The sequence below is a fragment of the Eggerthella sp. genome (genome assembly GCF_048329335.1).
In the GTDB taxonomy this organism is placed as follows: domain Bacteria; phylum Actinomycetota; class Coriobacteriia; order Coriobacteriales; family Eggerthellaceae; genus Eggerthella; species Eggerthella lenta.
In genome coordinates this window covers 1-22,320 of the sequence record NZ_DBFEGU010000007.1, presented here as the reverse complement: position 1 = coordinate 22,320, position 22,320 = coordinate 1, and the positions used below count along the sequence as shown (strand labels likewise).

At 63.2% G+C, this 22,320-nt stretch carries 20 protein-coding genes; 5 read left to right on the top strand and 15 right to left on the bottom strand.

All coding sequences use genetic code 11. From position 1 onward, the window contains the following. Positions 1-673: tRNA-guanine transglycosylase (locus ACMO6A_RS00280; RefSeq protein WP_418470625.1), on the bottom strand; the 673-nt coding region annotated here is incomplete at its 3' end. A gap of 2 nt (positions 674-675) precedes the next feature. Next, a complete protein-coding gene (locus ACMO6A_RS00275; RefSeq protein ID WP_009608879.1) occupies positions 676-1,485 on the bottom strand; it encodes an HAD family hydrolase in 810 nt (269 codons plus the stop codon). A gap of 79 nt (positions 1,486-1,564) precedes the next feature. On the opposite strand from ACMO6A_RS00275, the gene ACMO6A_RS00270 reads away from it, so the two are divergent. The 4 genes from ACMO6A_RS00270 (at position 1,565) to queA (ending at position 4,257) form a co-directional block, all read left to right on the top strand. Continuing rightward, a complete protein-coding gene (locus ACMO6A_RS00270; RefSeq protein ID WP_418470624.1) occupies positions 1,565-2,302 on the top strand; it encodes an epoxyqueuosine reductase QueH in 738 nt (245 codons plus the stop codon). 137 nt (positions 2,303-2,439) lie between these two features. Continuing rightward, positions 2,440-2,673, top strand: coding sequence for an antitoxin (locus tag ACMO6A_RS00265; protein WP_035586114.1), 234 nt, complete (start codon positions 2,440-2,442; stop codon positions 2,671-2,673). Positions 2,674-2,682: 9 nt separating this feature from the next. Further along, positions 2,683-3,096: a type II toxin-antitoxin system VapC family toxin gene (locus ACMO6A_RS00260; protein ID WP_035586258.1), complete on the top strand. Its 414-nt coding sequence runs from the start codon at positions 2,683-2,685 to the stop codon at positions 3,094-3,096. Positions 3,097-3,171: 75 nt separating this feature from the next. Next, positions 3,172-4,257: a tRNA preQ1(34) S-adenosylmethionine ribosyltransferase-isomerase QueA gene (gene queA / locus ACMO6A_RS00255; protein WP_418470623.1), complete on the top strand. Its 1,086-nt coding sequence runs from the start codon at positions 3,172-3,174 to the stop codon at positions 4,255-4,257. A 72-nt stretch (positions 4,258-4,329) separates the two neighbouring features. On the opposite strand, the gene ACMO6A_RS00250 is transcribed toward queA, so the two are convergent. From ACMO6A_RS00250 to ACMO6A_RS00195, 12 genes are all read right to left on the bottom strand, one after another. Next, the gene (locus ACMO6A_RS00250; protein WP_418470622.1) at positions 4,330-5,094 is read right to left on the bottom strand and encodes a hypothetical protein; all 765 of its coding nucleotides are present in this window, start codon (positions 5,092-5,094) and stop codon (positions 4,330-4,332) included. Further along, positions 5,091-5,819: a hypothetical protein gene (locus tag ACMO6A_RS00245; protein ID WP_035577314.1), complete on the bottom strand. Its 729-nt coding sequence runs from the start codon at positions 5,817-5,819 to the stop codon at positions 5,091-5,093. Before ACMO6A_RS00245 ends, ACMO6A_RS00250 begins: the two co-directional genes overlap by 4 nt. Further along, a complete protein-coding gene (locus tag ACMO6A_RS00240) occupies positions 5,819-11,323 on the bottom strand; it encodes a hypothetical protein (protein WP_418470621.1) in 5,505 nt (1,834 codons plus the stop codon). The genes ACMO6A_RS00245 and ACMO6A_RS00240 overlap by 1 nt, the downstream gene beginning before the upstream one ends. Further along, a complete protein-coding gene (locus tag ACMO6A_RS00235) occupies positions 11,320-12,021 on the bottom strand; it encodes a hypothetical protein (RefSeq protein WP_009608818.1) in 702 nt (233 codons plus the stop codon). Before ACMO6A_RS00235 ends, ACMO6A_RS00240 begins: the two co-directional genes overlap by 4 nt. 119 nt (positions 12,022-12,140) lie before the next feature. Further along, entirely contained in the window at positions 12,141-12,836 is a 696-nt protein-coding gene (locus tag ACMO6A_RS00230; protein ID WP_035586121.1) for a SipW-dependent-type signal peptide-containing protein, read from the bottom strand. Positions 12,837-12,902: 66 nt separating this feature from the next. Continuing rightward, positions 12,903-13,475, bottom strand: coding sequence for a signal peptidase I (locus ACMO6A_RS00225; protein WP_270549309.1), 573 nt, complete (start codon positions 13,473-13,475; stop codon positions 12,903-12,905). A gap of 940 nt (positions 13,476-14,415) precedes the next feature. After that, positions 14,416-14,619: a cold-shock protein gene (locus tag ACMO6A_RS00220; RefSeq protein ID WP_009304886.1), complete on the bottom strand. Its 204-nt coding sequence runs from the start codon at positions 14,617-14,619 to the stop codon at positions 14,416-14,418. Between the two features lie 173 nt (positions 14,620-14,792). Beyond that, complete coding sequence (locus ACMO6A_RS00215) at positions 14,793-15,293, bottom strand: hypothetical protein (protein WP_009608806.1); 501 nt, start codon at positions 15,291-15,293, stop codon at positions 14,793-14,795. Positions 15,294-15,336: 43 nt separating this feature from the next. Further along, entirely contained in the window at positions 15,337-16,428 is a 1,092-nt protein-coding gene (gene ruvB, locus ACMO6A_RS00210) for a Holliday junction branch migration DNA helicase RuvB (protein WP_009608877.1), read from the bottom strand. 171 nt (positions 16,429-16,599) lie between these two features. Next, complete coding sequence (gene ruvA / locus ACMO6A_RS00205; RefSeq protein WP_035586124.1) at positions 16,600-17,217, bottom strand: Holliday junction branch migration protein RuvA; 618 nt, start codon at positions 17,215-17,217, stop codon at positions 16,600-16,602. Continuing rightward, complete coding sequence (gene ruvC, locus ACMO6A_RS00200) at positions 17,214-17,777, bottom strand: crossover junction endodeoxyribonuclease RuvC (protein WP_035586126.1); 564 nt, start codon at positions 17,775-17,777, stop codon at positions 17,214-17,216. Before ruvC ends, ruvA begins: the two co-directional genes overlap by 4 nt. 150 nt (positions 17,778-17,927) lie before the next feature. After that, on the bottom strand, positions 17,928-18,842 hold the full coding sequence (locus tag ACMO6A_RS00195) for a response regulator transcription factor (protein ID WP_009608815.1): 915 nt from the start codon (positions 18,840-18,842) through the stop codon (positions 17,928-17,930). Positions 18,843-19,098: 256 nt separating this feature from the next. On the opposite strand from ACMO6A_RS00195, the gene ACMO6A_RS00190 reads away from it, so the two are divergent. Further along, positions 19,099-20,940: an amidohydrolase gene (locus ACMO6A_RS00190; protein WP_009608809.1), complete on the top strand. Its 1,842-nt coding sequence runs from the start codon at positions 19,099-19,101 to the stop codon at positions 20,938-20,940. Between the two features lie 120 nt (positions 20,941-21,060). Here ACMO6A_RS00190 and ACMO6A_RS00185 read toward each other — a convergent pair. Continuing rightward, a partial coding sequence (locus ACMO6A_RS00185; protein WP_418470620.1) for a sulfatase-like hydrolase/transferase occupies positions 21,061-22,320 on the bottom strand: 1,260 nt, incomplete at its 5' end.

Here is a 22,320-nt window from a genome sequence, read left to right as displayed (position 1 = left end):
GAGCTGGATCTGAGGCTTGAGTCCATCCGCCGCCTGCGGCTGCGCTCTCGTCCTCGATCTCGCGCAGGCGGCGGATGGACTCAAGCCTCAGATCCAGCTCCATGCCGCCCTGCACGATGCCGAACAGCGTCTGGTCGGGACGCTTGTGCGCGGCCAGGCAGCGGCGCGCCCAGTTGGCCGACAGGTCCACGGCCTTCGCCACGAACGCCTTCTCGGACGGGTACGGCGTGCACTGGTCCAGCTGCATGGCGATGTCGGCGCCCAGCTGCTCCTGGATGGCCATGTTGCTCTCGGGCGTCCAACGCACCTTCGTGCCGTCGTAGATGGAGCGGAACGTGAGGCCCTCGTCGTCCAGCTTGAGCGTGTCGGCCAGGCTGAACACCTGGAAGCCGCCCGAGTCGGTGAGCATGGGGCCGTCGTAGTTCATGAAGCGGTGCACGCCGCCGGCCTCGGCCACCACGTCGGCGCCGGGGCGAAGCGACAGATGGTACGTGTTGGCCAGCACCACCTGGCTGTCCAGGTCGCGCAGCTGGCCCGCGGTGACACCCTTCACCGTGGCGCTGGTACCCACCGGCATGAACATGGGCGTTTGAAACGTTCCGTGCGCGGTCTCGTAGGACAGCGCGCGGGCATGGCCGCTGGTCGCTTGGATCTTGCAGTCGAACAGCGCCATGGCTAGCCCTCCTTCGCGAAGGACAGCGCCGCCTCGCGCGCAGCGGCCGCCACGATGCCGGCTTCGACGCCCTGCGCGGGGTCGGCGCACGGGGGCAGCGACTCGGCCCAGGCCGCGAACTCCTCCATGGTGCCGCGCTTCACGGAGCCCAGATCGAAGCCCTCGGTCGGATCGAGCAGATGGTCGGTCACGAGGAATGCGTCGGCGCCCAGCCCTTGGATGGCCAGGTCCTCCACTGTGTTGTTGCCCACCATGAGCACGTCGTCGCCGGAAAGGCTGCACGCCGCCACGTTCTCGGCGTAGTAGGCCAGCTTCGGCTTCACGCTGGTGGAGTTCTCGAACGACGTGATGCGCGCGAACTTCGACGCATCCACCCCGGCCCAGGCCAGGCGCCACTCCACGGCGCGGCGCGGGAACATGGGCATGGTGGCCAGCACCAGCGGGTAGCCTTTCGCCGCCAGCGTCTCGATGGCGCGCGCGGCCGCGGGGTTGGGCTGGAAGCCCTCACCGATAGCGCCGAACTCGTGCTCATAGAACTCGGTCAGCAGCTCCTCCCACGCGACCGCGTCGGCATCGGCATGCCGGAAGAACGCCTCCCAGTACGCCTCGTGGTTCGTGCGGCCGTCGTCGTGCGACGCCATGGCGCCGATGCCCGCCTTGAGCCCGGCCGAGAACGCCTTCGCGTCCAGTCCCTGCCGGGCGACGAAGCCGGCGATGGCCTCGAAATAGGCGCCCAGGAACTCGTCCAGCTCCATGGGCAGCAGCGTGCCGTCCAAGTCGAAGAAGATTGCGCGATACGTGCGAGATGCCATGCGTCGATCCTTTGGTCGGGTGAATTGGTTGCTCAGGCATGGTAGTATACGTCACGTTGCGAAGGAGCGTGCAAACCCGATGAAAATACTGCTTCATGCCTGCTGCGGACCGTGCTCGTTGGAACCGGTGCGCCTGCTGCGCGCCGCCGGGCACGACCTGACCATAGCCTATATGAACTCGAACATCGCGCCCGCCGACGAGTACGCGCACCGCCTGTCCACACTGCGCGCCTGGGCCGCCGGCGAGCAGCTGGACGTGCTGGAAGGTGCCTACGACCCCGCCGCCTGGGAAGCCTGCGCCGGACGCGTGGGCGCCGCCGAGGGCGATCCCGCCCGCCGCAAGGCGCGCTGCCGGGCGTGCTACCGCCTGCGCTTCGAAGAGGCCTCCGCGCTGGCAGCCGAGCAGGGGTTCGACGCACTGGGCACCACGCTGTCGGTGAGCCCCTACCAATATACCGACGTCATCCGCGAGGAGCTGGAACGCGCCGCCTCGGCCGCGGGCGTGCAGCCGCTGTTCGAAGACTACCGCCCCTTCTACGACGAGGCCACGCACCGCAGCCGCGAGATGGGCATGTACCGGCAGAACTACTGCGGCTGCCGCTTCTCGGACGTCGAAGCCGCCACCGAGCGCGCCGAACGCAAGGCGCAGCGAGCCGCCGCCCGCGAGGCGGAAGCGGCAGCCCACGCCGAGGAGCGCGCCGCCGCCGAAACCGCACGCGCCGCGAAGAAGGCCGAGCGCGCCGCTTACGACGCCAAGCAGGCCCGCAAGCGCGCCGTGCTGAAGGCGCTGCGCGAGCAAGAGCGCGACGGAAAGTAGGTTCCGCACGCCGGCGCAGGCGGTTCGGCAAGGTCGGCTCAGCGCCACAACACGCGCCCGTAGCGCCTTGCGTGCAGCGCATCTAGCAAGTATACTTACAAGTATATTTGCCGCGCACGTCAAGAAGGGAGCGCGCCATGCCTCAACTTTCCCTGTACATGGACGAACCTATGATGGAAGGCTTGCGCCAAGATGCCGCACGCGAGGGGAAGACGCTCTCGAAGTTCGTGGCGGGCGTGCTGCGCGACCGCGATACGAACGGCCTGTGGCCGCATGGGTTCTTCGACCTGTACGGCGTCTGCGATGACGACACGTTCGTCGAACCGCCGGAGATTCCCTGGGAATTCGACGCGCCTCGAAAAACGCTGTAGGTGAACGCCGTGTATCTTCTCGACTCCAATATCTGCATCGACTTCATGCGCGGAGAACTTCCCTACGCCTACGACATGATGCGCAACAGCAGCCCGAAGCTCTTCAAGATTCCCGCCATCGTGGAAGGCGAACTGAGGCTCGGCATCGAAAAAAGCAAGCAGCCGGAAAAAGCCCGGTGGCTCGTCGACGAATTCACGCTGCCGTTCGAAGTGGTGCCGTTCGATTCGAAATGCGCGCATACCTATGCGCGCATACGCGGCGAACTCGAGATGACGGGTAAGAAGATCGGGCCGAACGACCTCATCATCGCCGCCACGGCGCTGGCGAACAACGCGGTGCTCGTCACGAACAATGTGGACGAATTCAAGCGCGTGCCGGGGCTGTCCCTCGAATGCTGGTACGAGATGGAGTGGGACGGATAAGCGTCCGTCGGCTTGTATCAAGGTCTATAATAAGTGGTTCGCACGCCTATACCGCAACGCACGAAGGACGCACGCATGAAGACCTCTGATTTCGATTACGAACTGCCCCCCGAGCTGATCGCGCAGGAGCCCGCCGCCGAGCGCGACGGCTGCCGCCTGCTGGTCATGGATCGAGTCACCGGCGAGCTGGAGGACCGCATCTTCCGCGACATCGTCGACTACCTGCGTCCGAACGACCTGCTCGTCGTCAACGAGACGCGCGTCATGCCCGCGCGCCTGCTGGGCGCGAAGCGCGGCACGGGAGGAGCGGCCGAGGTGTTCCTGCTGCGCGAGGTGCACGACCGCGAGCCGCGCACGAACCGAAGCGCACTGTGGGAGGTGCTGGTGCGTCCGGGCAAGCGCCTGAAGCCGGGCACGGGCGCCGTGGTGGACTTCGCCGACGCGCAGGGCGACGTGGCGCTGTCCGCGGAAATCGTCGACTGGGCCGACGGCGCGCAGAAGGGCGAGCGCATCGCGCGCCTGACCACGACGCTGCCCTCCCTCGACGAAGCGCTGCACGCGGTGGGCCACACGCCGCTTCCGCCCTACATCAAGAACTACGCCGGCGACGAGGAGCTGTACCAGACCGTGTACTCGCGCCGCGAAAGCTCGGCCGCCGCGCCCACGGCCGGCCTGCACTTCACGCCCGCCCTCATCGAGCGCCTGCGCGACCGGGGCGTGCGCTGGGAAACCGTGGAGCTGGAAGTGGGCCTGGACACCTTCCGCATCGTGGATGAGGACGACCCTCAGCAGCACGTCATCCACACCGAGTACTACACCGTGCCGCAGCGCACCGTCGACGCCATCGCCGAGACGCGCGAGCGCGGCGGGCGCGTGGTGGCCGTGGGCACCACCAGCGTGCGCAGCCTGGAAAGCGCCTGGAACCCCGAGGCGGGCGCCGTCACCGCGCGCGACCGCGAGACGACGTCGCTGTACCTGCTGCCCGGCTCGCAGTTCCATGTGGTGGACGCCCTGGTCACGAACTTCCACGTGCCGCGCTCCACGCTGATGATGCTGGTGTCCGCGTTCTCCTCGCGCGAGCACATCATGGCCGCCTACCGCCACGCCATCGAACAGCGCTACCGCCTGCTCTCGTTCGGCGACGCCATGTTCATCTGTTAGACGCGCCGCCAGGCGGAAGGCGACAAGCCGAAGCCGCAGAAGAAGGGCGCTCGAGAAAGCGAAGGCGCGGCGCTACCGGGAACCGCGGCGAGAGCGGACGAGCACTGCTGCCAGCACGGCGGCCGCGCCGACGGCCGCCGCCAACGCCGCAAGGGCGTAGGGGAAGTCGCCGGTTTTGGTGAGCGTCGAAACGTCGGCCTCCACGGTTCCCGCTCCGCCCGCGCCACTCGAGCCGCCGGAGCCGCCCTCGCCCTCCGAGCCCTCGGAACCGCCCGCGCCCGCAGAGCCGCCCTCGTCCTGGGCGATGAGCGTCCAGTGAACATGGTTCTCCAAACCCGCCGCCTCGTTGCCCAAGGTCACGGGCACCAGCACGTCCAGCGTGAAGTCCGCCGACCGGCCGCCCGAAAGCTCGGCCATCTTGACGGGAAGCGCCCCTTCGCGAAGCAGCTCCCCTATCTCGCCGTCGTAGAGCGTCCGGCCGTCCGCGCTCATGACCACGCGCACCGGCCCTATCACGTCGGCGACAGCACGGTCGCACGAGGGGCGCAGGTACAGCGCAACAGGCGTGCGCGCGTTCTCCACCCGCACCGCCACGGTGTGCGACGACGAATCGCCCGGCACCAGGTTCTCCAGCGTGTCGAACAGGCTGCCTCCATCGGCGTTGCGCACAAAGAACTCGCGTGCGGCGCTGTCGTACACCACGGTGGGCGGCCCCGCGGGCGCGGCATAGGCCGCAGCCGACCGAGCGAACATCGGCATGGCGAGCGCGGCTGCAACCGCAAGCGCGGCTGCAGCGAACGCCAGAACGCCGCACCTCGAACGTCTGCACGTCATCATGCAGCACCTCCCTTGCTCGAAACCGTCAGCGTGCCATCGGTCGCAACGCCCGTAACCGCGCCGCCACGGTCGGGTCCCCACGCTTCCGAAACCGCGTCAACAGGATCGGCCTGCACGGCCTGCACGTCGATCTCGACGACCAGATGGCGGCCATCCGTATGCGAGGTGTTGGGAAAAGCTTCGCACTTGGCGATCAAATTCGCCGTTCGCTCAGGAGCAACCCCTCCGGTAGCATCGCTTTCGGGAGCAAGGGGCTTCGGCCAGTAGTACAGGCCGTCTGTCCCCTGAATCCAGGAATCCGCAGGTTGAGCGGTTGCATCAGGCGAAGCGACGGCGCCCCGCTGCATCGCGTAGTCCTTACCAAGCTCCGGAACGTCGCCCAGCACGACGGCGGAACCGCCAGCCTGGCTCCCGGTCTCCCAGCGAACCGACACCGAGGCTCGCAGGTACGCCTTCACGTTCCCCTTGTTGGTCGCGTACACGTTCTCCTTCACCGTGTGCGGCGAGTCGAACGTTTCGTTCACGCCCGGCGTGACATTCGCCGCCTTGAACATGTTGAAAAGGCCCGACTCCGCATGGAACCACGCCAGCGCGCCCCCGCAGCACAGCATGGCCGCAAGGCACGCGGCAACCACCGCCGCGCGCTTGCGTCCCGGGCGCTTGTGCGGCAGATCGAACGCCGCAGCCCGACGATCAGCCGGCTTCGCATGCATTCCCCTGCCCATTACAAGATCGCCCCCTGTCCGAATTCGTTGATCGCACGAGCCGAGTCATCCAGCCACGCGTCGTTTTCCAGCTTGTTCTCGCACACCACGGTCGAGCCGTCCTGAGAACGCGAGACCACCACGCGCGCGCCGTCGGCACCGGAAGGGACGGTCACGCCGTTCACCTGGTACGATTGCCCATAGCGCCACGCCCAGGACTTGTCCTCCCTCACGAAGTATTCGCCCTGGCCCAACTGCAACCGCACGCTGGCCGCGTAGATCCCGTCCTTGTCCGGCTTGTCGGGGCACTTGACCGAAACCGAGCGGGTCTGCAGGGACCCGTCCTTGAGGTTGGTCACCGTGAACAGGAACGTCTCCCCCGCCGCCTCCTTGGCCGTGGTCTTCTTCACGATGGTGAGCGGCTTGATGTCGCCGAACACGAACAAGGCATCGCCGTCGTTTTGGGTGGTGTACGAAGTGCCGTCCACCGTGCACACCGAAGTGCCCTTGGTGCTCACTTCCTGGTAGTCCCGGAAGCCGCCGTCCGCGTCGACATGCGATGCCAACACGTTGCCCGTGGCTCTGTCGTCGTACAGAGCGACCTGCTTGCCCAACGCCGCAGACGCATCGCGGTCGGCCGGAAGCGGGTTGCCCGGTTGATATGTCGGCTCGCTCGAAGGCTTGTAGGAGCGCTTCTCCACGTGAACCGTCAGGTGCTTCTGGTCGTAGTAGTTGCCCTGCCCGAAGTACGCTTGGATGGGATAGGTCTGCTTCTCGGCGTTCGGCGTCGCGGCCGACCCCTCCGCCGCAGGCGCGCTCGAAGTTTCCAAAGCGCTCACGTCTATCGCCCAAGTCAGCTGGTCGGTCATGGCGACATCTTGCGCATCGGTGGCCTTCACCTGCCAAGTCTCGGGGTACAAGTCCATGTCCGTCGTGATCGGCTTGTCAAAGAATTGCTCCCAGGGAACCATGGTGCCGTTGTTGTCCCACCGCCAGTTGCTGAACGCCTCGCGCCCGTCCGCGTTCGCAGCAGCATCAAGGGCCACGGCGATATTGTGATACGCCTCCACGTCGATCGGCACCTGCTGCGTCGGAGTCGTCCCTCCGGAGCCGGCAGTCGTTCCCCCGCCGGAATCGGGAGCCGTCTCCGTCCCAACGAGGACGTCATGCACGAACGTGCGCTCGTTGCCCTTCACGTTGGCGGTGTATATCACGTTGCCCTGCGCGTCGTGGTAGCGAACCTCATGCACCTTCACGTACACCGCCGTGTACGTCGTGTCCTTCTCGAACGGCCTGTTGCCCCTCAGCACGAAGTTGTTGTTGTCAGTCACAGGCGTACCCTGGCCGGTCGTGCTGTCGTACTCCGTCGCCCAGTGGTCGAACTGATAGCCGGGGAAGTCCTTCGCCTCCGCAACGAGGGTGACCGAAGCAATCGAGTCCAAACGGCTCAGCGAACGGTAGCTCTCGGGTTTTTTGCCCGCGGCCTCAATCTCCTTGTCGATGTTCGAGTTCACGCTCACCGTAGCCGCGCGATACACCGGCCACAGCTCCATCGACCGATGCACGATCGTGCTCGAAGACACCATCGCGGTGCCCTCGCTCCAGATTGCGTACTGCCCCGCCGCCGGACGCGTCGCCGTCCAGCCCACGAACACATGGATCCCACCATTCGTCAAATCAATGGCGGCGATGTCGAACGTCGGATCGGGACCCTTCCCCAGCTGCTGGCCGTTGTTGCGCACCACGGTTTCGGTAGCTCCGTCGTTCACGTGGTACACCACCACCAGCGGCTCGTAGTTCGCTATGAACTTGTACGAGGAGCCCGACTCGATGGTGTAGCTCAGAGGGTTTTCGCCAGCGACGGCAGGATCGCTGACGGGAACCGTCTCGGTATGCGTCTGCCCCTGGAACGTCTTCTCGATCGTCCACGACTTCAGCAGATACGTCGCCTGTCCGTCCGTTACCACAGGAGTTGCGTTGTTTTCGGCCGTCAGGGAGAGGTCGATTGTCTGGTCGTCCTTCACAGTCACGTTTGCGTTGTTCTGTCCAAAGGTGATAGTGCCCGGATCGGCAGAATCGCGCGTATACGTGTTGTACGGCAGATTGAAGCTGGGCGTCGCACCCCCATCGGCTACTGTCGGCGCGGCCGGGATGTTCACGCCAGCGCCGGAGGGCACGCCCGCCTGCGCGATGTTCGTAGTGACGGTCACGTCGTACTTCACGTACACCGGATACAGATCCATAGGCCGCGTGCAAACCGCATCGGCAGCCAGCAGATAGGGAACCGCCCTGGAAGCCTGCGAGGTGCAGTACTGGTCGCCCGCCACGTCGAAAACGTAGCCCCATTCCTGCGGGGTCATCTCGCCCGCAGCAATGGCAGACTTGTCAATCCATCCCAAGAACCGATACCCGTCACGCTGCATGTCAGCATCCGTGGGAGAAGCGGCAGAGGTGAACGACACCCCAGTTGACGAACCCGCTTTCGGATAGCCGTACGCATTAGAGGTGTCTTGATTTAGCAGAACCCGCTCTTCGTAACGGCGCTCAACAGCCCACTCACCCCCATCGGTCCTCAGCACGCCCTCGAACTTCACGTTTGCAGCGTAGTGAGCCTGAAAGTAATAGGCGCGAGAACCGGAATAAGCGGATCCCTTTGGATGAAACGTCTTTTCTCGATTCGTCTCTTTCCAGTCGCTCCACTGGAGATTAAGCTTCGTCCCCTCTCCTGTCCAGAATCTAAACACGTAGTCCCCACTTAAATCGGGCTTCGTTTCGACTTCGACACTTCCACTCGTGGTCCCTGTCAACGAGGGCTCCCCACGCAGCTCAACGGAGCCTGCCCCAGGAAAGTCGATACCAACCCCAATTGCATAGTCAGTCGATACACCGCCGAACGTCATCTTCGAAGCAACCTTTTCAGGATTACATATCACGCCGGTAAATTTAGCTCCTATTGCTGGGTTGGCACCGGGGTCGTACGATGCCCAGTACTCGAACATTTCATTGTAATAAGCGGGTGGAGGCAATTCCACGAAAGCGCTTTCGTACCGCTGCCATCTCTCAGCATGAAGCGTGGGATTCTTGAATTCGTTAGCATCTTGCGCATCTGATGCAACGTAGTAATCAACCCGGTACTCGAAGCGGGCTATGTAGGTTTGCTGTTGGGTGAGGTCGGTGTCGGCGGGGATGGTGTAGCTGGGGTCGGAGCTCACGCGCACCTCAACGCCGTCCACGTTCTTGTACCACCCCAGGAACCGATAGCCGTCGGGAAGCGCCCCGTCGACACTCAGATCATTGCCGGTGGCATCTTTCACAAACACACGATACGACGTGATTCCGTCAGTGTTCGTCACCTTCTCCACATGCGTCGAGCCCACGCTGCTGCGCACCGTCTTATCTGCATCGGCGCTATAACCCTCGATTTCGGTGAGGATGTTCACCGAATAATCTATGTAGATGGGATACAGATCCATAGGCTTAGTTACCGGATCACTCGCTTTGTACAACGCCCCGTTGTTGACGATCGCAACGAGCTCTGTGGATGTTATGCCATTGTAGCCACCGCCGCCTGCCGAGTTCTTTGTCGTCGTCCAGCCGACGAAGGTCGAGCTTTCGGAGGGCTTCGCCGGACTCGGCGACGGCAGCGGGTCGAAGTAGTCGTACCAGTCGTCATCGGTATTCGGATCCGCCGCGCCGGTACCTTTGTTGATCACGTTGCCGTCCACGTCGTGGAACAGCACCTGCGCTTGGTAATGCGCGATGAACAGGTCGTTGTCCTCGAATTGCCTGTTAGCAGGATCGGCGTTCGAAGCCTCGTACACCGGACTGTCCGACACCCAATCGCCCGTCACCATCGGCTCGAAGTACGCGGGGTCTTCGGCCACCTCGTTCACCGTGACGCTGGGCTCGCGACACCATCCCACGAAGCGGTAGCCATTCGTCCCGTTCGCCATAGGTGCATCGGTCGTCGTCGCGCTCAGCTCCACCGCATTGTCCGCGGCAAGAACGCCCTGCACGGCGAACTTCCAAGCGTTGTCGGTCGTCTGCGCCTGCGTCGGCGAAAGCCCGGTCGTCCCGATGCTCACGCTGGCCGCGCCCGGGAAGTCGAACGTCGCCTTGATGGACGACCCATGCACGGGAATGCCCAGGTCGTAGTCCATGACCCACTTGTTGATATGACTGGCAGAATACACGCTGCTGCGCTCGATGCCGCCTGCGAAGTCGTAGCCGCACCCCTCCCAGAAGTCGCGGTCGACGTACACGTTATCGTCCAACGGCCCGAACGACGGCCCCGTCGCGGCGTCATTCAACGCGGGGATCTTCTTGTTCGTACCCTCCTCTGCGCTTGCAGAAGGCTTGAAGTACGACTCGCTTACCGACAGGCCATCGGCCCGCCTTGCGAGGCCGGCCAAATACACGTTGTACTCGATGATGGGAATGACGATCAGCGCGTTGTACTGCTTCGAGCTCAGGTTGCCGGCGTAATGGGAGCGCTCGATGCTGCAGTTGTTGTCGTACGCCGACGCCGTCAGGCCGCCGACGCTCACCGTGGCGCCCGCGCCGACGCTCACGTACGTGCCGCAGTAGGCGTAGCAGTCCGCCGTAGAGAAGCAGTCGATCATCTGGGCGCCGTTCGAAAGCTGCCCCGTCACGCCGCCCGCGTACACGGTGAAGCCGCCCAGGGCGCCCACCGCCTTGTCGTAGCTGTTCTTGACGCTTGCATGCTGGTAGGTCACGGTGCCATCGGCCGCAACCTCGCGAATCGGCGTCACACGCGAATACTCGATGACGGTTCCGCTTGCTGCACCTACCAACGCGCCCATGTACAGCCCTTCGCCGCCCAGCGCGGCGACGGCGGACGTCGAGTTCGACACGCACCTGCCGCCGCGCACCTCGCAGTTGTAGATGACGCCTCCGTTCGTCTCGCCGGCGAGGATGCCGCCCAGCACGCCGGCGTTGGTGATCAGGCTGACGGCGTTGTTGGCGGGCGTGATGCTGGATGTGCAGTTGATGAGGGTGACGTTCTCGATGCGCGTGTTGTCCGCGCGGCCCACCAACACGCCGCCGCGGAAGTCTGCGCCGATATAGGCGTCCTCCAACGTGAGGTTCTTGATGATGGCGCCGTCGGTGCTGGCGAACAGGCCGGTGTTCGCCTTCGGGGTGAACAATTCGCGGTCGTACTTCAAGCCCTTGATGGTGTGACCCTGACCGTCGAACGTGCCCTTGAACGGCAAGTCGATGGTGCCGAAGATCAAGCCGCCGTACTGCTTCGCAACCGTAAGGTCGGCTTCGGTCAAAGTCAGATCGTTGTCCAGAACGATATCGACACTCTGACCGATGGCCGCACGCGTCAAGCTGACCGTGTACAGCAAATCGGCTGCGGTGGAAATATGATACGCCCCATCGGCGGCCTGTTCGGCATGCGCCTTGTCGGGTGCGACGAAGGGCACCGCGGTCGCGGCCAAAGCAAGCGCCAGCACCATGCGCAGCGCTTTCTGCCATATCGAAACCCGAGTATTCATCATGCCGGCCATCCTTCAGCAGTCAGGGAACTGGTTGCGTTGTGCTCGCTTTGCACGCCGTCGGCCTTGATCACCAGCTTCAGCTGGTCGATGCCGGCCAGCGCGCCCGCCTCCACCTCGAACGAGTCGATCAGCACGGGCGTGGTTTGGTCGGGTTCCAGCGCGACGGCCAGGTAGTACCGGCCGTCCTGCCCCCGCTGCCACGCGGACGCGTCGCCGAAGTCGTACGTCACGGCGTGGTCGAGCGACAGCGCGTCGCCGTTGGGCCGCACGCCTTCCACGCTCAGCATCACGCGCACGAACATCGGATGCGTGCCGAGGTTCTGCACACGCACGATGCGGCTCACGGCGCCGGAGCCGGGGTTGATACGGTCGTCCACAAGCGCCGGAACCTCGTTTCCCGAGGCGTCCAACATGGTTTCGACCACCTCGATGTCGGGCGCGCCGAACGAGAAGGGGTGATGCGCGTCGAACAGCTCGACGTTGAACGCCTGGGTCGCCAAAACCGCGGCAGCGAACAACAGCGTCAGCGCCGCAGCGACCGCGGCGAAGCGCTGCGCGCGGGAGGCCTTCGCACGGGCCTCCGGTGCAGAGGGCTGGCCGGTCGAGCTCGAGCGGAGCTCGTCGGGCGGCGCAGCCTCGCGCGCGGCATCGTCGGGCGATGCGGCGCTGGCGATGTTGTGATGTGCGTGTTCAGTCATAGGGATCCAGGTCCTTGGGTAAACGGGTGCGGATGCGCCCATCCCGGCGCCCGAGGGAGCGCCGGGATGGGCAAAGGGCAGCTCAAAGGCTGAGCATGCGCAAGTTGCGACGCTGGAAGCTACTGCTTCATTTTGATCTCAGCCGCCCAAGCCTTGGCAGCAGCGTCGAGATCGGTCGTAGACTCGCTGTTGTTCGATTTGGCTGCAACATATGCATACACCTCAACCGTTTTGTTGGTGTCGTTCGCCACAAACGTATCGCTCGTCATAATGCTTTTGAACAGGGGGTTTTTCGTCCAAGCATCGGCAGCAGGGGTACCAGTCGGTTTAAGCTCGGTGAGACCAGCTCCATTCTGGTAGTTGGAGGCATAGGCGAACAGACCGCCCTTGTACTGGTCTTGCGATCCCGAAACCAAAGTTGCTTCAACCGCTTCCCAACCCTGCTCGATCGTGAAGTATGCACCTTCCGGCAGATTGTTCTTCACGTACACGTACACATAGGCAGACTCGCTGTCCTTGCCGATGCCCACGTACGGATCCTTAGCCACGCTCGCACCCGGAGCGATCGCAGACTGGTCAACCCAGCTGGGCTCATAGATATTCCCGCTCACCTTCGTTGTGTCACTGGGAAGGTTTTCAGAGGGCTTATCCGGCTTCGTCGTCGGATCGGTGATGTTGCCCACCTTGAACGTGTTCGTCAGACTGCTTTGCGCGCTGAACCAGGCTAGGGTTCCGCCGATGCCGGCCACCACCAAACAGGCCGCCAGGGCAACCAACACCACACGGCGCTTTCTACGTTTTACTTCCGCTTCCATGAAGCGCTCCTCTCTCTCGTTCGTTTCTTGCGTCCGCTTGCAGGGGCGCACGCTGTCGCTCAATGCTCAGGCGCATCGGCTGTGCTTGCCACCACCCCCTCGGTGCGATGCCGCTTGGCCGCTATCGAGGGCGGCAAGCTTCCCGGCAGCAATCGATGCTATGATGAAAACGGCGATAGCCGTCCCTGCAATCACAAGACCCAGCGGAGAAGTGAGGAATTTGTTGATGTAGCCCAGATACGGGATGCACGCCACGGGTTTGCCCACGAGGTTCTCGTACGGCACCGGCGCGGCGTCGGGGGAAATGGACCCGTCGCTGGCGATGTTGGCGATGCCCTGCGTGCGGAACGCACGGGATTCGGCATCGATCTGATACACCTGATGGGTCACCAGCGTGCCCGAGGGCAGGCTGAACGTGATGGCGTCGCCCACTTCGACGTCAAGCGGATCGACCGCTTTGACGTACACCAGCGAGCCAACGGGATATTCGGGCTCCATGCTGCCCGAGAGAACGGCGTACGGGGTCAGTCCTACGAGGCGCACGCCCGCAAACGCAACCAGAAGCACCGCCGCTGCTGCAATTAGCAGACTAGTGAGCCCCCCCCCGCGACAAAGTTTGCGATGCGAAATCGTAATCATGTGCTCCCCCGTTATGCAGACGCAGCGCCCTATATGGCGTGTGAGCGTGCTGTGCATATGTGTTGCTTGTCGATTGTCGACCGAACAATGCGTGAAAAGCGCACTCCCTCGCTATTTCCGACCGTCGACCGTTTTCCCGATACCCTCTTTTCTTTTATTTAAGCACCATGCACGCGTTTTGTTAATACCTTTTTGGTAATTATTTCTTAAATGATACATATTAACTATCAAATAGCAAGAAACTCTATGGTCTCTGGGGTTTCACACGAACCCGCAAGCCCGTCTCGTAAAGCGCTCGACTCCTTTGCTGCTCCCGCCTACTCAACGGGAACGGATCAGCCCCATCATGGCTTCGATTCGACACGTACGAATGTTTTCACGTGAAACATTCAGACCCTCCGCCCCCCGCCCACAGCATGCCAAACAACTTGCGACGCAACGAAGACGCAAAATCCAATACCCAAAAGTCAGTCAGCCTGGATAAGAGTGAATCGGGCAGCGTGCCGGCGTGAGAGCCCGAGGATCAAAGGCCCCAACCGAGTTCGCACCATAATCAGTATACTTTCGACACGTCCGGGTTCGCGTCGATAGCAGTAAGCCGGCCTCGCCTCCTTCGTCTTAGAAGACGGAGTCGGCCGGCGTAGCGCGCTGCTTTTAACTGCTACACCGCATGGCACACCATCCGAACGTCGAACATCTCACCAAAGAGAACCGCATTATCATCGCAGCACTGAGGCATCGCAAAATCAACAGCGTCGCGAACGCCGCAAGGCTGGCAACCCTCGGGACGGAGTTTACGCATTTTTACGCCTAAAAGAGGGTTTTCGGCTCATCGGCCCGCGACCCAAGCCCCGCAAAGAGACACTGCCGAACCGATACGCATTAAAAAAATGACCCCGCACTTTGCGGGGTCATTTCAGCATTCTATATGTTAGTCTGCTTATGCCTTCGTCACGTTGCTTGCCTGAAGCTTGCCGTTCTGACCGGTCGTGACGTCGAACTGCACCGCAGCACCTTCGTCAAGCGTCTTGAAGCCGTCCATCTTGATCTCAGAGAAATGCACGAAGAGGTCTTCGCCATCCTTCTGAGAGATGAAGCCGTAGCCCTTTTCCGGGTTGAACCACTTAACAGTACCTTCCGCCATTTTAAATCCTCTTTCCTCTCCTCGTCCCCGAGGAGGTAACACTGTGTGCTGCATGGCCGCAACACTCGCCCTCACCTCGAGGGCACATGCTTACTATACGCTATGCGGCAACAAAAAAGCTCGGGATTCTCTTTTTCGCCCGTATTTTACCGATCCGTTGATCGAGCGGGCTCCTACCGGTCGGAATCGAGGGGCGCCTCGATCGTGTTCGCCGGGATGACGGGCTCGGTGCCGTAGCCTAGCACGTCCATGGTGGACTCGGCGTCTTTCGCCAGCGCGGCATCGGCCTCATCCAAAAGGGTGGCTAGCTCTTCGGGCGTGTCGGGCAGATCGAGATCGTACGCCTCGGCCAAGGCGCGAGCCTGCTCGGCGCGCAGGGCGGACAGATCGCCCTCGCCCGCCTCTGCCAGATAACCCGAGGCCAGAAGCAGGCTCCGGGCGATGTACTCGGACACGCGCGGGTCGACGCCCGACACCTGCATGACGCTGGCTATCGACTCGGGCGACAGCGACAGCAGCGTGGCGCCGTCGATGTCGGTGGCGTCGCCTATGGCGCGCTCCAGCATGTTGGCGGCATCGCGCGGATCGCGATCCTCCACCGATCGCGCCCAGCTGCGGCGGATGGCCTCCGCGAATTGCAGGAGGATGCGCATCAGGTAATCCTGTTCGAGCATGGAAGCTCCCTTCGTAAGCCCGGGACGCCCCGGACGGTCGTGATCACGAGAACGGCGGAACCGGAATCCCCAGATGGTCGTAGGCCCGCTCGGTGCAGATGCGGCCCTTCGGCGTGCGCACCAGCAGGCCCTGCTGCATGAGGTAAGGCTCGTAGACGTCTTCCAGCGTGTCGGTGTCCTCCGACAGGGCGGACGCCAGCGTGGTCAGCCCCACGGGGCGGCCGCCGAACTGCACGGCCAGAAGCTCGAGGATGCGGTTGTCCATCATGTCCAAGCCCAACGCGTCGACTTCGAAGAAGCTGAGCGCTTGGGCGGCCACGTCCTCGTCGATGATGCCGTCCCCGCGCACCTGCGCCCAATCGCGCACGCGCTTGAGCAGGCGGTTCGCCAGACGCGGGGTGCCGCGGCTACGGCGCGCGATCTCCAGCGCCCCGTCCTCCTCGATTGCGACGTCCAGGATGGAGGCGGAACGGCGCACGATGGAGGCCAGCTCCTCGGGCGAGTAGTACTGCAGGCGGAACACGATGCCGAAGCGGTCGCGCAAAGGACCGGTGAGCAGGCCCGTTCGCGTGGTGGCGCCGACCAGGGTGAAGCGCGGCAGGTCGAGGCGAATGGAGCGTGCCGCCGGCCCCTTCCCCACCACGATGTCGAGGGCGAAGTCCTCGAGCGCAGGGTACAGCACCTCTTCGACCATGCGGTTCAGGCGATGGATCTCGTCGATGAACAGGACATCGCCCTCCTCGAGGTTCGTGAGGATGGCCGCCAGATCGCCCGTGCGCTCGATGGCGGGGCCGCTCGTCGTCTTGATGTTCGCGCCCAGCTCGTTGGCGACGACCGTCGCAAGCGTGGTCTTGCCGAGGCCCGGAGGTCCTGAGAACAAGATATGATCCACCACGTCGCCGCGCGCCTGAGCCGCCTCGATGAGGATGGCGAGCGACTCCTTGATCTTCGTCTGCCCCAGGTAGTCGCCCAGGCGCTTAGGGCGCAGACTGCGATCGAGCGCGAGATCGTCCTCGGTGAGCGTCGGCGCCACCGCGCGCGAGCGTGCGTCGACGGGCGACGAGCCGCCATCCCGCCCCGCTCCGGCGCCCGCCTCGAACACGAGCCCTTCTATTTGAATGCCGTTGTCAGCCATAGCCGCCTTTTCATCTTTCTCGCCAGTCTAACATTGTCCCCCTCGCCGGTCCGACAATGTCAGCGAGGCTTTTCGCGGTGCCCGAGATTGACGTGAAAGCCCGACGAAGCGTACTTCGTACGCGAGGAGGGCTTGGAGCGCCAAGATCGGGTGCTGCGGAAAGCCGCAGCGTCAAGCCATTCCGCCGGTCGGCAGACCGGCGGAACCTAATCGCTTCAGCGCATATTGTAGCAGCACGCCCTCGGACGCGCCTTCGGGGGCGCCCTTGAGGGCGACGTCGGCCTCTTCGGACGTGAAGCCCATCGACAGCAGCGCCTCGCGCGTGCCGGCAAGATTCGCAGCCGACGCCGCTGCGGGCGCCGCCCCGTCGAACAGGCTTGCCAGCCCCTCGTCGAACGAGCCCTTCAGCTCCAGGATGATGCGCGAGGCCGTCTTCTTCCCTACGCCGGGGATGCGCTGCACCGCCGCCACGTCCTGCGCCTGCACGGCGGCCACAAGACCCGCGGGCGAGAACGCCGACAGCGCGGCAAGCGCCACCTTCGGCCCCACGCCGCCCACGCCGATGAGCCGCTCGAACAGAGCCTTCTCCTCCAGCGCGAGAAATCCGTACAGCGCCAGCGCATCGTCGCGCACCTGCAAGAACGTGTGCACCTCAACCGGTGCCCCCGCTTCGGGCAGCTTCGACAGGCTGGCCTGGGACATGCCCACGGCATAGCCCACGCCGTTCACTTCGATGTAGGCGGTCGTGGCGGTCTTCCCCGCCAGCGTCCCCTTGAGAAACGCGATCATAGCCTGTCCTTTCCGACGGGTACGTTGCAAACGGGCGCGTCGTACGCCATGCATGCCGCGCCCGTGCGGCGCGCGAAACCCTCATGAGTGGTATAGCAGATGGCGGCGGCCAACGCGTCGGCGGCATGGTCGGGTCGCGGGACGTCCTCGAGGGCAAGCAGCTGGCGCACCATGTACTGCACCTGGTCCTTCTCGGCCGAGCCGGTTCCCACCACCGCCAGCTTGATCTGGCTGGGCGAGAATTCCAGCACCTCGAGGTCGCATTCGGCGCATGCCACGAGCGCAGCGCCCCGCGCCTGCCCCGTGGCGAACGCGCTTTGCACGTTCACGCCGAACCACACGGTCTCGATTCCCGCGCACGTCGGCTGGAACCGCGCGATGACCGCAGCCATCTGCTCGTGGATCTTCCGCAGACGCTGAGCCAGCGGCAGCTCCTTCGGCGTGGACACGCACCCGTATGCCGTGCACGCCAGGCGCGGCCCGCGCTGCTCCACGATGCCCCAGCCGGTGTTGGCCAGGCCGGGATCGATCCCCAAGATGGTTCGTTCGATGCGCGTCATCGGTTCCTTTTCGTCGTCATGCCGAGGGTTTGCCTCAGTTGCAAACGTTTGTTCGTTACCATCCTAGCACAAAGCCCGGGAACAACCCGCGGAAGACGCGCTTTTTTCACACCCTCGTCAGAGACCGACGACGGAAGCGGCGCGGCGCGATCAACTCCGATGATCAAGGGAGGCGGCGAGCTCGCATTCGAGAAACGCGGGCAGATCCGCACGCCCCTTAATGCCCAATTTCGCGTAGATGTTGTGCGCGTGCGTTTTCACCGTTCCGACCGAGATGTACGCCTGCGAGCTGATCTGCTGGTTGCTCAACCCCTCCACCAGCATTTCAAGCATCTCCTCCTCGCGCTTGGTGAGATCGTAGCGCTTGGCAACAAAAGGCACCACGGCTGGAACCGATGCCTCGCGGAGTTTGCGGGCGTACGCAACCAGGTAAAGACAGGCGAACACGAAATTAATTCCACCAGACAATTCGACGAACACGTTGCGCGGGCTCTCCCATCCAGCCGCGAACGAGCCTATCGACCACGCCAAATAACCAACCGAGCAAAACGCGAACGACGCCACGAGCGCAACGACGGCCTTCGAGTCCAGCACGCGACCCCCTACATCGCCCTTGCGCAACCCTCGAATACCGATGCCCATGATATAAAGCTGCAGCACGCCGATGCACAAGTTCTCGGCGAATTCCTCTACCACGGCTTCCGACAACGACCCGGCAACCGCGAGATACGTGCAACATAAAATCCACAACGCACTTTCCCGCGCCGCCGGCGGCTGGTCGAAGATAAAGCCCGCAATGAACCTGAACGTCAGCAGAATACCGAGATGCAGGTAACCGTACAAAAACGGCGACGATCCGGGAAAAGCGCTGAACAGCAGCTGGAAATCGGGCACGAAATCGAACAGGTACATGAGCACGATGTCAGCCGTGCACAATCCGAACAAGATAGCGAGCCAAAGATGGAGAGGGCTTCTGTTCCGCACGAACAACGCAGCGAACACGATACAGAGCGCCGCGTTCGCCATGGTCATACCCATATCGTAGAAGAACAGCAAGTAAACCATCGCACCCCTTTCCCCTGCGGCGGATTATAGCACGCGCGAATTCCCGCTCGGGAGCGCGCCCTTCCGCAAAACAAGCACCCTCGCCCTCCACCAGCATGTTTGCTACAAGGTAGAGAAAAATAAACCCTCTTTCGAGCAGGCATCCATCTTCGCGTTGATTGTCGCAGGCCCCCTTCGGCCATAACGTCGGGCAAGGTGCCGTCGGCACAAGGGATCCGGCAAGCGTATCGTCGAACAAGGGAAGGAAGGGATCGTCATGACGCATAGCACGAACCAGGGACTGGGACGGCAAAGCGCGCTCACGCGCCGTTCGTTCGTAGCGGGAGCATCGGTGCTTGCAGCAGGGATGCTGCTGGGAGGACCGTTCGGATGCAGCGCGCCCGCAGAAGAAGGGGCGGCGGACACGAGCATCGAAGCCGAAGCGCAGGCAACCGGCAAGGCGGCCGACCTCGTATTCAAGAACGGCCACGTGCAGACGCTCGTAAACGAAGGAGACGTAGCGCAGGCCGTCGCCGTGCGCGGCGGCGACATCGTGTACGTAGGAGACGATGCCGGCATCGAGGCGTTCGTAGGCGACGCGACCAAGGTCATCGACCTCGGCGGCAAGTTCTTGTGCCCGGGCTTCATGGACGGCCACCTGCACGGCCCACAGCCTTATTACGAAGAACTGTTCCAAATCGCCATCCCCGAAGGCACCATGGACAACGAGGAGTATCTGCGCATCATCCGCGAGTTCGTGGAAGCGCATCCCGACGACGAAGTGTACTACGGCGGACCGTTCATGCAGAACGCCTATCTGCAACCCGACGGATCGAACCCGGGCCCGCAGAAAGAGGACCTCGACGCCATCTGCTCCGACAAGCCCATCATGATCCGCGACGTATCGCACCATTCCTATTGGGTGAACAGCAAGGCGCTGGAAATCGCCGGAATCACGGCCGACACGCCCGACCCCGACGGAGGCTCCATCGTGCACAACGCCGCTGGCCAGCCAAGCGGTCTGCTGACCGACGCAGCGAAAGGCCTTGTCACGTCCAAGATCGAAGTTCCCTACTCGACCGAGAACATGGCGAAAGCCTACGAAGCGTTCCAGGAGTACTGTCATTCGCTGGGCATCACCGGCCTCACGAACATCAACCTGTCGGGCATCGAGCTCATCCACGCCGAGGCGCTCCACAACATGGACGCACGGGGCGATCTGCATCTGCGCCAGCGCTTCCTCGTGTGGGGACAGCCGGGCATGGGCTACGAAGGCATCAAGAAGAAGCTCGATGCCGTAGCCGCCTACGATTCCGACATGTTCCAAACCGGCACGGTGAAGATCGTCTACGACGGCGTGACCGAAGGCGCAACGGCCGTTATGCTGGAGCCGTACCTGCCCGCAGCCGGCAAGGGAGAAGGCTGGACCGCCACAAGCGACTGGTCCACAGAAGAGCTCGACCAGGTGGTAGCCGATCTCGACAAGAACGGGTACCAGGCGCATATTCACGCCATCGGCGACGGAGCCGTGCGCGCCTCGCTCGACGCCTACGAGCGCGCCGAAGCGGCGAACGGCAAGCGTGACGCGCGTCACACGATGGTGCACGTATGCGCCATCACTCCCGAGGACATCAAACGCTGCGCGGATCTCAAAGCGATCAGCAACCTGCAGTTCCTGTGGATGTACAACGACCCTCTGTGTCAACTGGAAGCCGCATTTATCGGCAAGGAGCGCGCGTTCGCCATGTACCCGGCTAAGGACATGCTGGAAGCAGGCTGCCTCATCAGCGGCGGCAGCGACGGAGCCGTGACCGCCTACGATCCCCTGCTTGAAATCGAAGTGGGCATCACGCGCAACAGCCCCTTCCCCGTCGAAGAGGACGAAGACCACTACCGGTGGAAGGAGCAAGGACTGACCGCCTACCAGATGCTCGAGATGTACACGAAGAACGTGGCGTACGAGAACTTCATGGACGACATCGTGGGCACAATCGAAACAGGCAAGAAGGCAGACCTCGTCGTGATCGATCGCAACATCCTCGACGTCGACCCCAAGCAGATCTCGGAGGCGAAGGTGGTCTGCACCGTCTCGAACGGCGATATCGTGTACGAGGGGTAACCAGTCTCCCGCATGAGAAAGCCGCCGCAAGCTTCGTGCTTGCGGCGGCTTCGCGTTCACCAGCTCGAAAGATCTGCGAAAGCGACAATCATCCCTGCACCTCGCAGCCATCGTCGCCGATCAGCCGATGGGCCATTTCACACCGGTTTCGCGCCAATCGTCCCAGTTCATCGCATCGCCCTCGATCTCCCACTGAATGATGGACGTGTACACGTGCTCGGGACCCACCACCGACGAGGCGTTGTAGTAGCGGGTGCGCGGAGCGTCGGGCACGTCAAACACGCTCATCCCGCCGTATGCGGAGGCATCGCCCCCGGCGGCTTCGAGCAGCGTAGCCGCGAGATCGACGTGCCCCGTAGGCACCGAAGAGCGCTTCACGGGCTCGTCCGAGCCGTCCGGCTGCGTCGAAGGCTTCACCAGCATGATGGGGCTTGTCGGACGCACTATGTCTTCAGCGATGTACCACTCGCCATGGTCAGCGGTCACCACGATGGTGGCTTCGTCGTACAAGCCCAGCCGCTTAAGCTCCTCAAGGTACTCGCTCACGATATGGAGGGAGCCGAGCCCTTGCTCGATGGCGCCGGTTCCGCCCTCCACCGTCTCGGCATTGCGGTTCAACGTGTACGGCGGATGGGGACCTGCCAGGTGTATGACGCGGAAGCTCCCCTTCCCATCGAGGTCGGCGGCGCTCAGTCCCTGCTCTTTGAGAGTAGCGTAGTAGCGCGCGTCGTCCATGGTCCACAGCGCGTTCACGGCGCTCTCGGCGCCGCTTCCCAGCGCGGCGCTGTTCACCTCGTCGGTGTAGAACCAGAACGGCGGCTTCAGCGCCCAAGGCAGATCGCGGTACAGCGAACACTTCACCAGCATCGCAACCGCCGACGGATAGTCCAGCCGGTTCTCGCGAAGCTTGATGTTCTCCACCCGATCGGACAGGGAGCCGATGGCATCGTTGATGTCGGTGGCGTACAGGCGCGTCTCGTACCCCTGCGCGTTGATGTCGTCGATCAGGCCGTGCTGCTCGTACCAGTCGATGATCAACGACGTGGAGAAGCCCTCATCGCCTTCGTCGAGGGACTGCCCCGTCAGAATCGAGGCCATGGCGTAGCGCGTGGGGATCATCGAGCCTGTGGAGTTGTCGAACCAGGTGAACCCGGTGAACTCGTCGAGGCAGCGGGGGTCTTCCTCCAGGCCCTCCTCCAAAAACAGCGTGTCGTACGTATCAAGTACGAACATGATTATGTTGCCGTTCGACGAAACCTCCGAGACGCCGTCGGTGGTGACGGAGTGCCTCGCCGCGACAGGGGGTAGGCCGTCGGGCGCCGGCGCGGTGAGCAGGACTCCCAGGCTCACCGATTGCGCGACGACGCCCACCAGGCACAG

What these genes read in the sequence shown, in the direction of transcription:
- ACMO6A_RS00235 (WP_009608818.1), bottom strand. Translation starts at nt 12,021, where the DNA reads ATGACTGAACACGCACATCACAACATCGCCAGCGCCGCATCGCCCGAC.
- ACMO6A_RS00215 (WP_009608806.1), bottom strand. Translation starts at nt 15,293, where the DNA reads ATGCTCGAACAGGATTACCTGATGCGCATCCTCCTGCAATTCGCGGAG.
- ACMO6A_RS00270 (WP_418470624.1), top strand. Translation starts at nt 1,565, where the DNA reads ATGAAAATACTGCTTCATGCCTGCTGCGGACCGTGCTCGTTGGAACCG.
- ACMO6A_RS00230 (WP_035586121.1), bottom strand. Translation starts at nt 12,836, where the DNA reads ATGGAAGCGGAAGTAAAACGTAGAAAGCGCCGTGTGGTGTTGGTTGCC.
- queA (WP_418470623.1), top strand. Translation starts at nt 3,172, where the DNA reads ATGAAGACCTCTGATTTCGATTACGAACTGCCCCCCGAGCTGATCGCG.
- ruvB (WP_009608877.1), bottom strand. Translation starts at nt 16,428, where the DNA reads ATGGCTGACAACGGCATTCAAATAGAAGGGCTCGTGTTCGAGGCGGGC.
- ACMO6A_RS00265 (WP_035586114.1), top strand. Translation starts at nt 2,440, where the DNA reads ATGCCTCAACTTTCCCTGTACATGGACGAACCTATGATGGAAGGCTTG.
- ACMO6A_RS00245 (WP_035577314.1), bottom strand. Translation starts at nt 5,819, where the DNA reads ATGGGCAGGGGAATGCATGCGAAGCCGGCTGATCGTCGGGCTGCGGCG.
- ACMO6A_RS00225 (WP_270549309.1), bottom strand. Translation starts at nt 13,475, where the DNA reads ATGATTACGATTTCGCATCGCAAACTTTGTCGCGGGGGGGGGCTCACT.
- ACMO6A_RS00250 (WP_418470622.1), bottom strand. Translation starts at nt 5,094, where the DNA reads ATGATGACGTGCAGACGTTCGAGGTGCGGCGTTCTGGCGTTCGCTGCA.
- ruvA (WP_035586124.1), bottom strand. Translation starts at nt 17,217, where the DNA reads ATGATCGCGTTTCTCAAGGGGACGCTGGCGGGGAAGACCGCCACGACC.
- ruvC (WP_035586126.1), bottom strand. Translation starts at nt 17,777, where the DNA reads ATGACGCGCATCGAACGAACCATCTTGGGGATCGATCCCGGCCTGGCC.
- ACMO6A_RS00240 (WP_418470621.1), bottom strand. Translation starts at nt 11,323, where the DNA reads ATGATGAATACTCGGGTTTCGATATGGCAGAAAGCGCTGCGCATGGTG.
- ACMO6A_RS00220 (WP_009304886.1), bottom strand. Translation starts at nt 14,619, where the DNA reads ATGGCGGAAGGTACTGTTAAGTGGTTCAACCCGGAAAAGGGCTACGGC.
- ACMO6A_RS00195 (WP_009608815.1), bottom strand. Translation starts at nt 18,842, where the DNA reads ATGGTTTACTTGCTGTTCTTCTACGATATGGGTATGACCATGGCGAAC.
- ACMO6A_RS00275 (WP_009608879.1), bottom strand. Translation starts at nt 1,485, where the DNA reads ATGGCATCTCGCACGTATCGCGCAATCTTCTTCGACTTGGACGGCACG.
- ACMO6A_RS00190 (WP_009608809.1), top strand. Translation starts at nt 19,099, where the DNA reads ATGACGCATAGCACGAACCAGGGACTGGGACGGCAAAGCGCGCTCACG.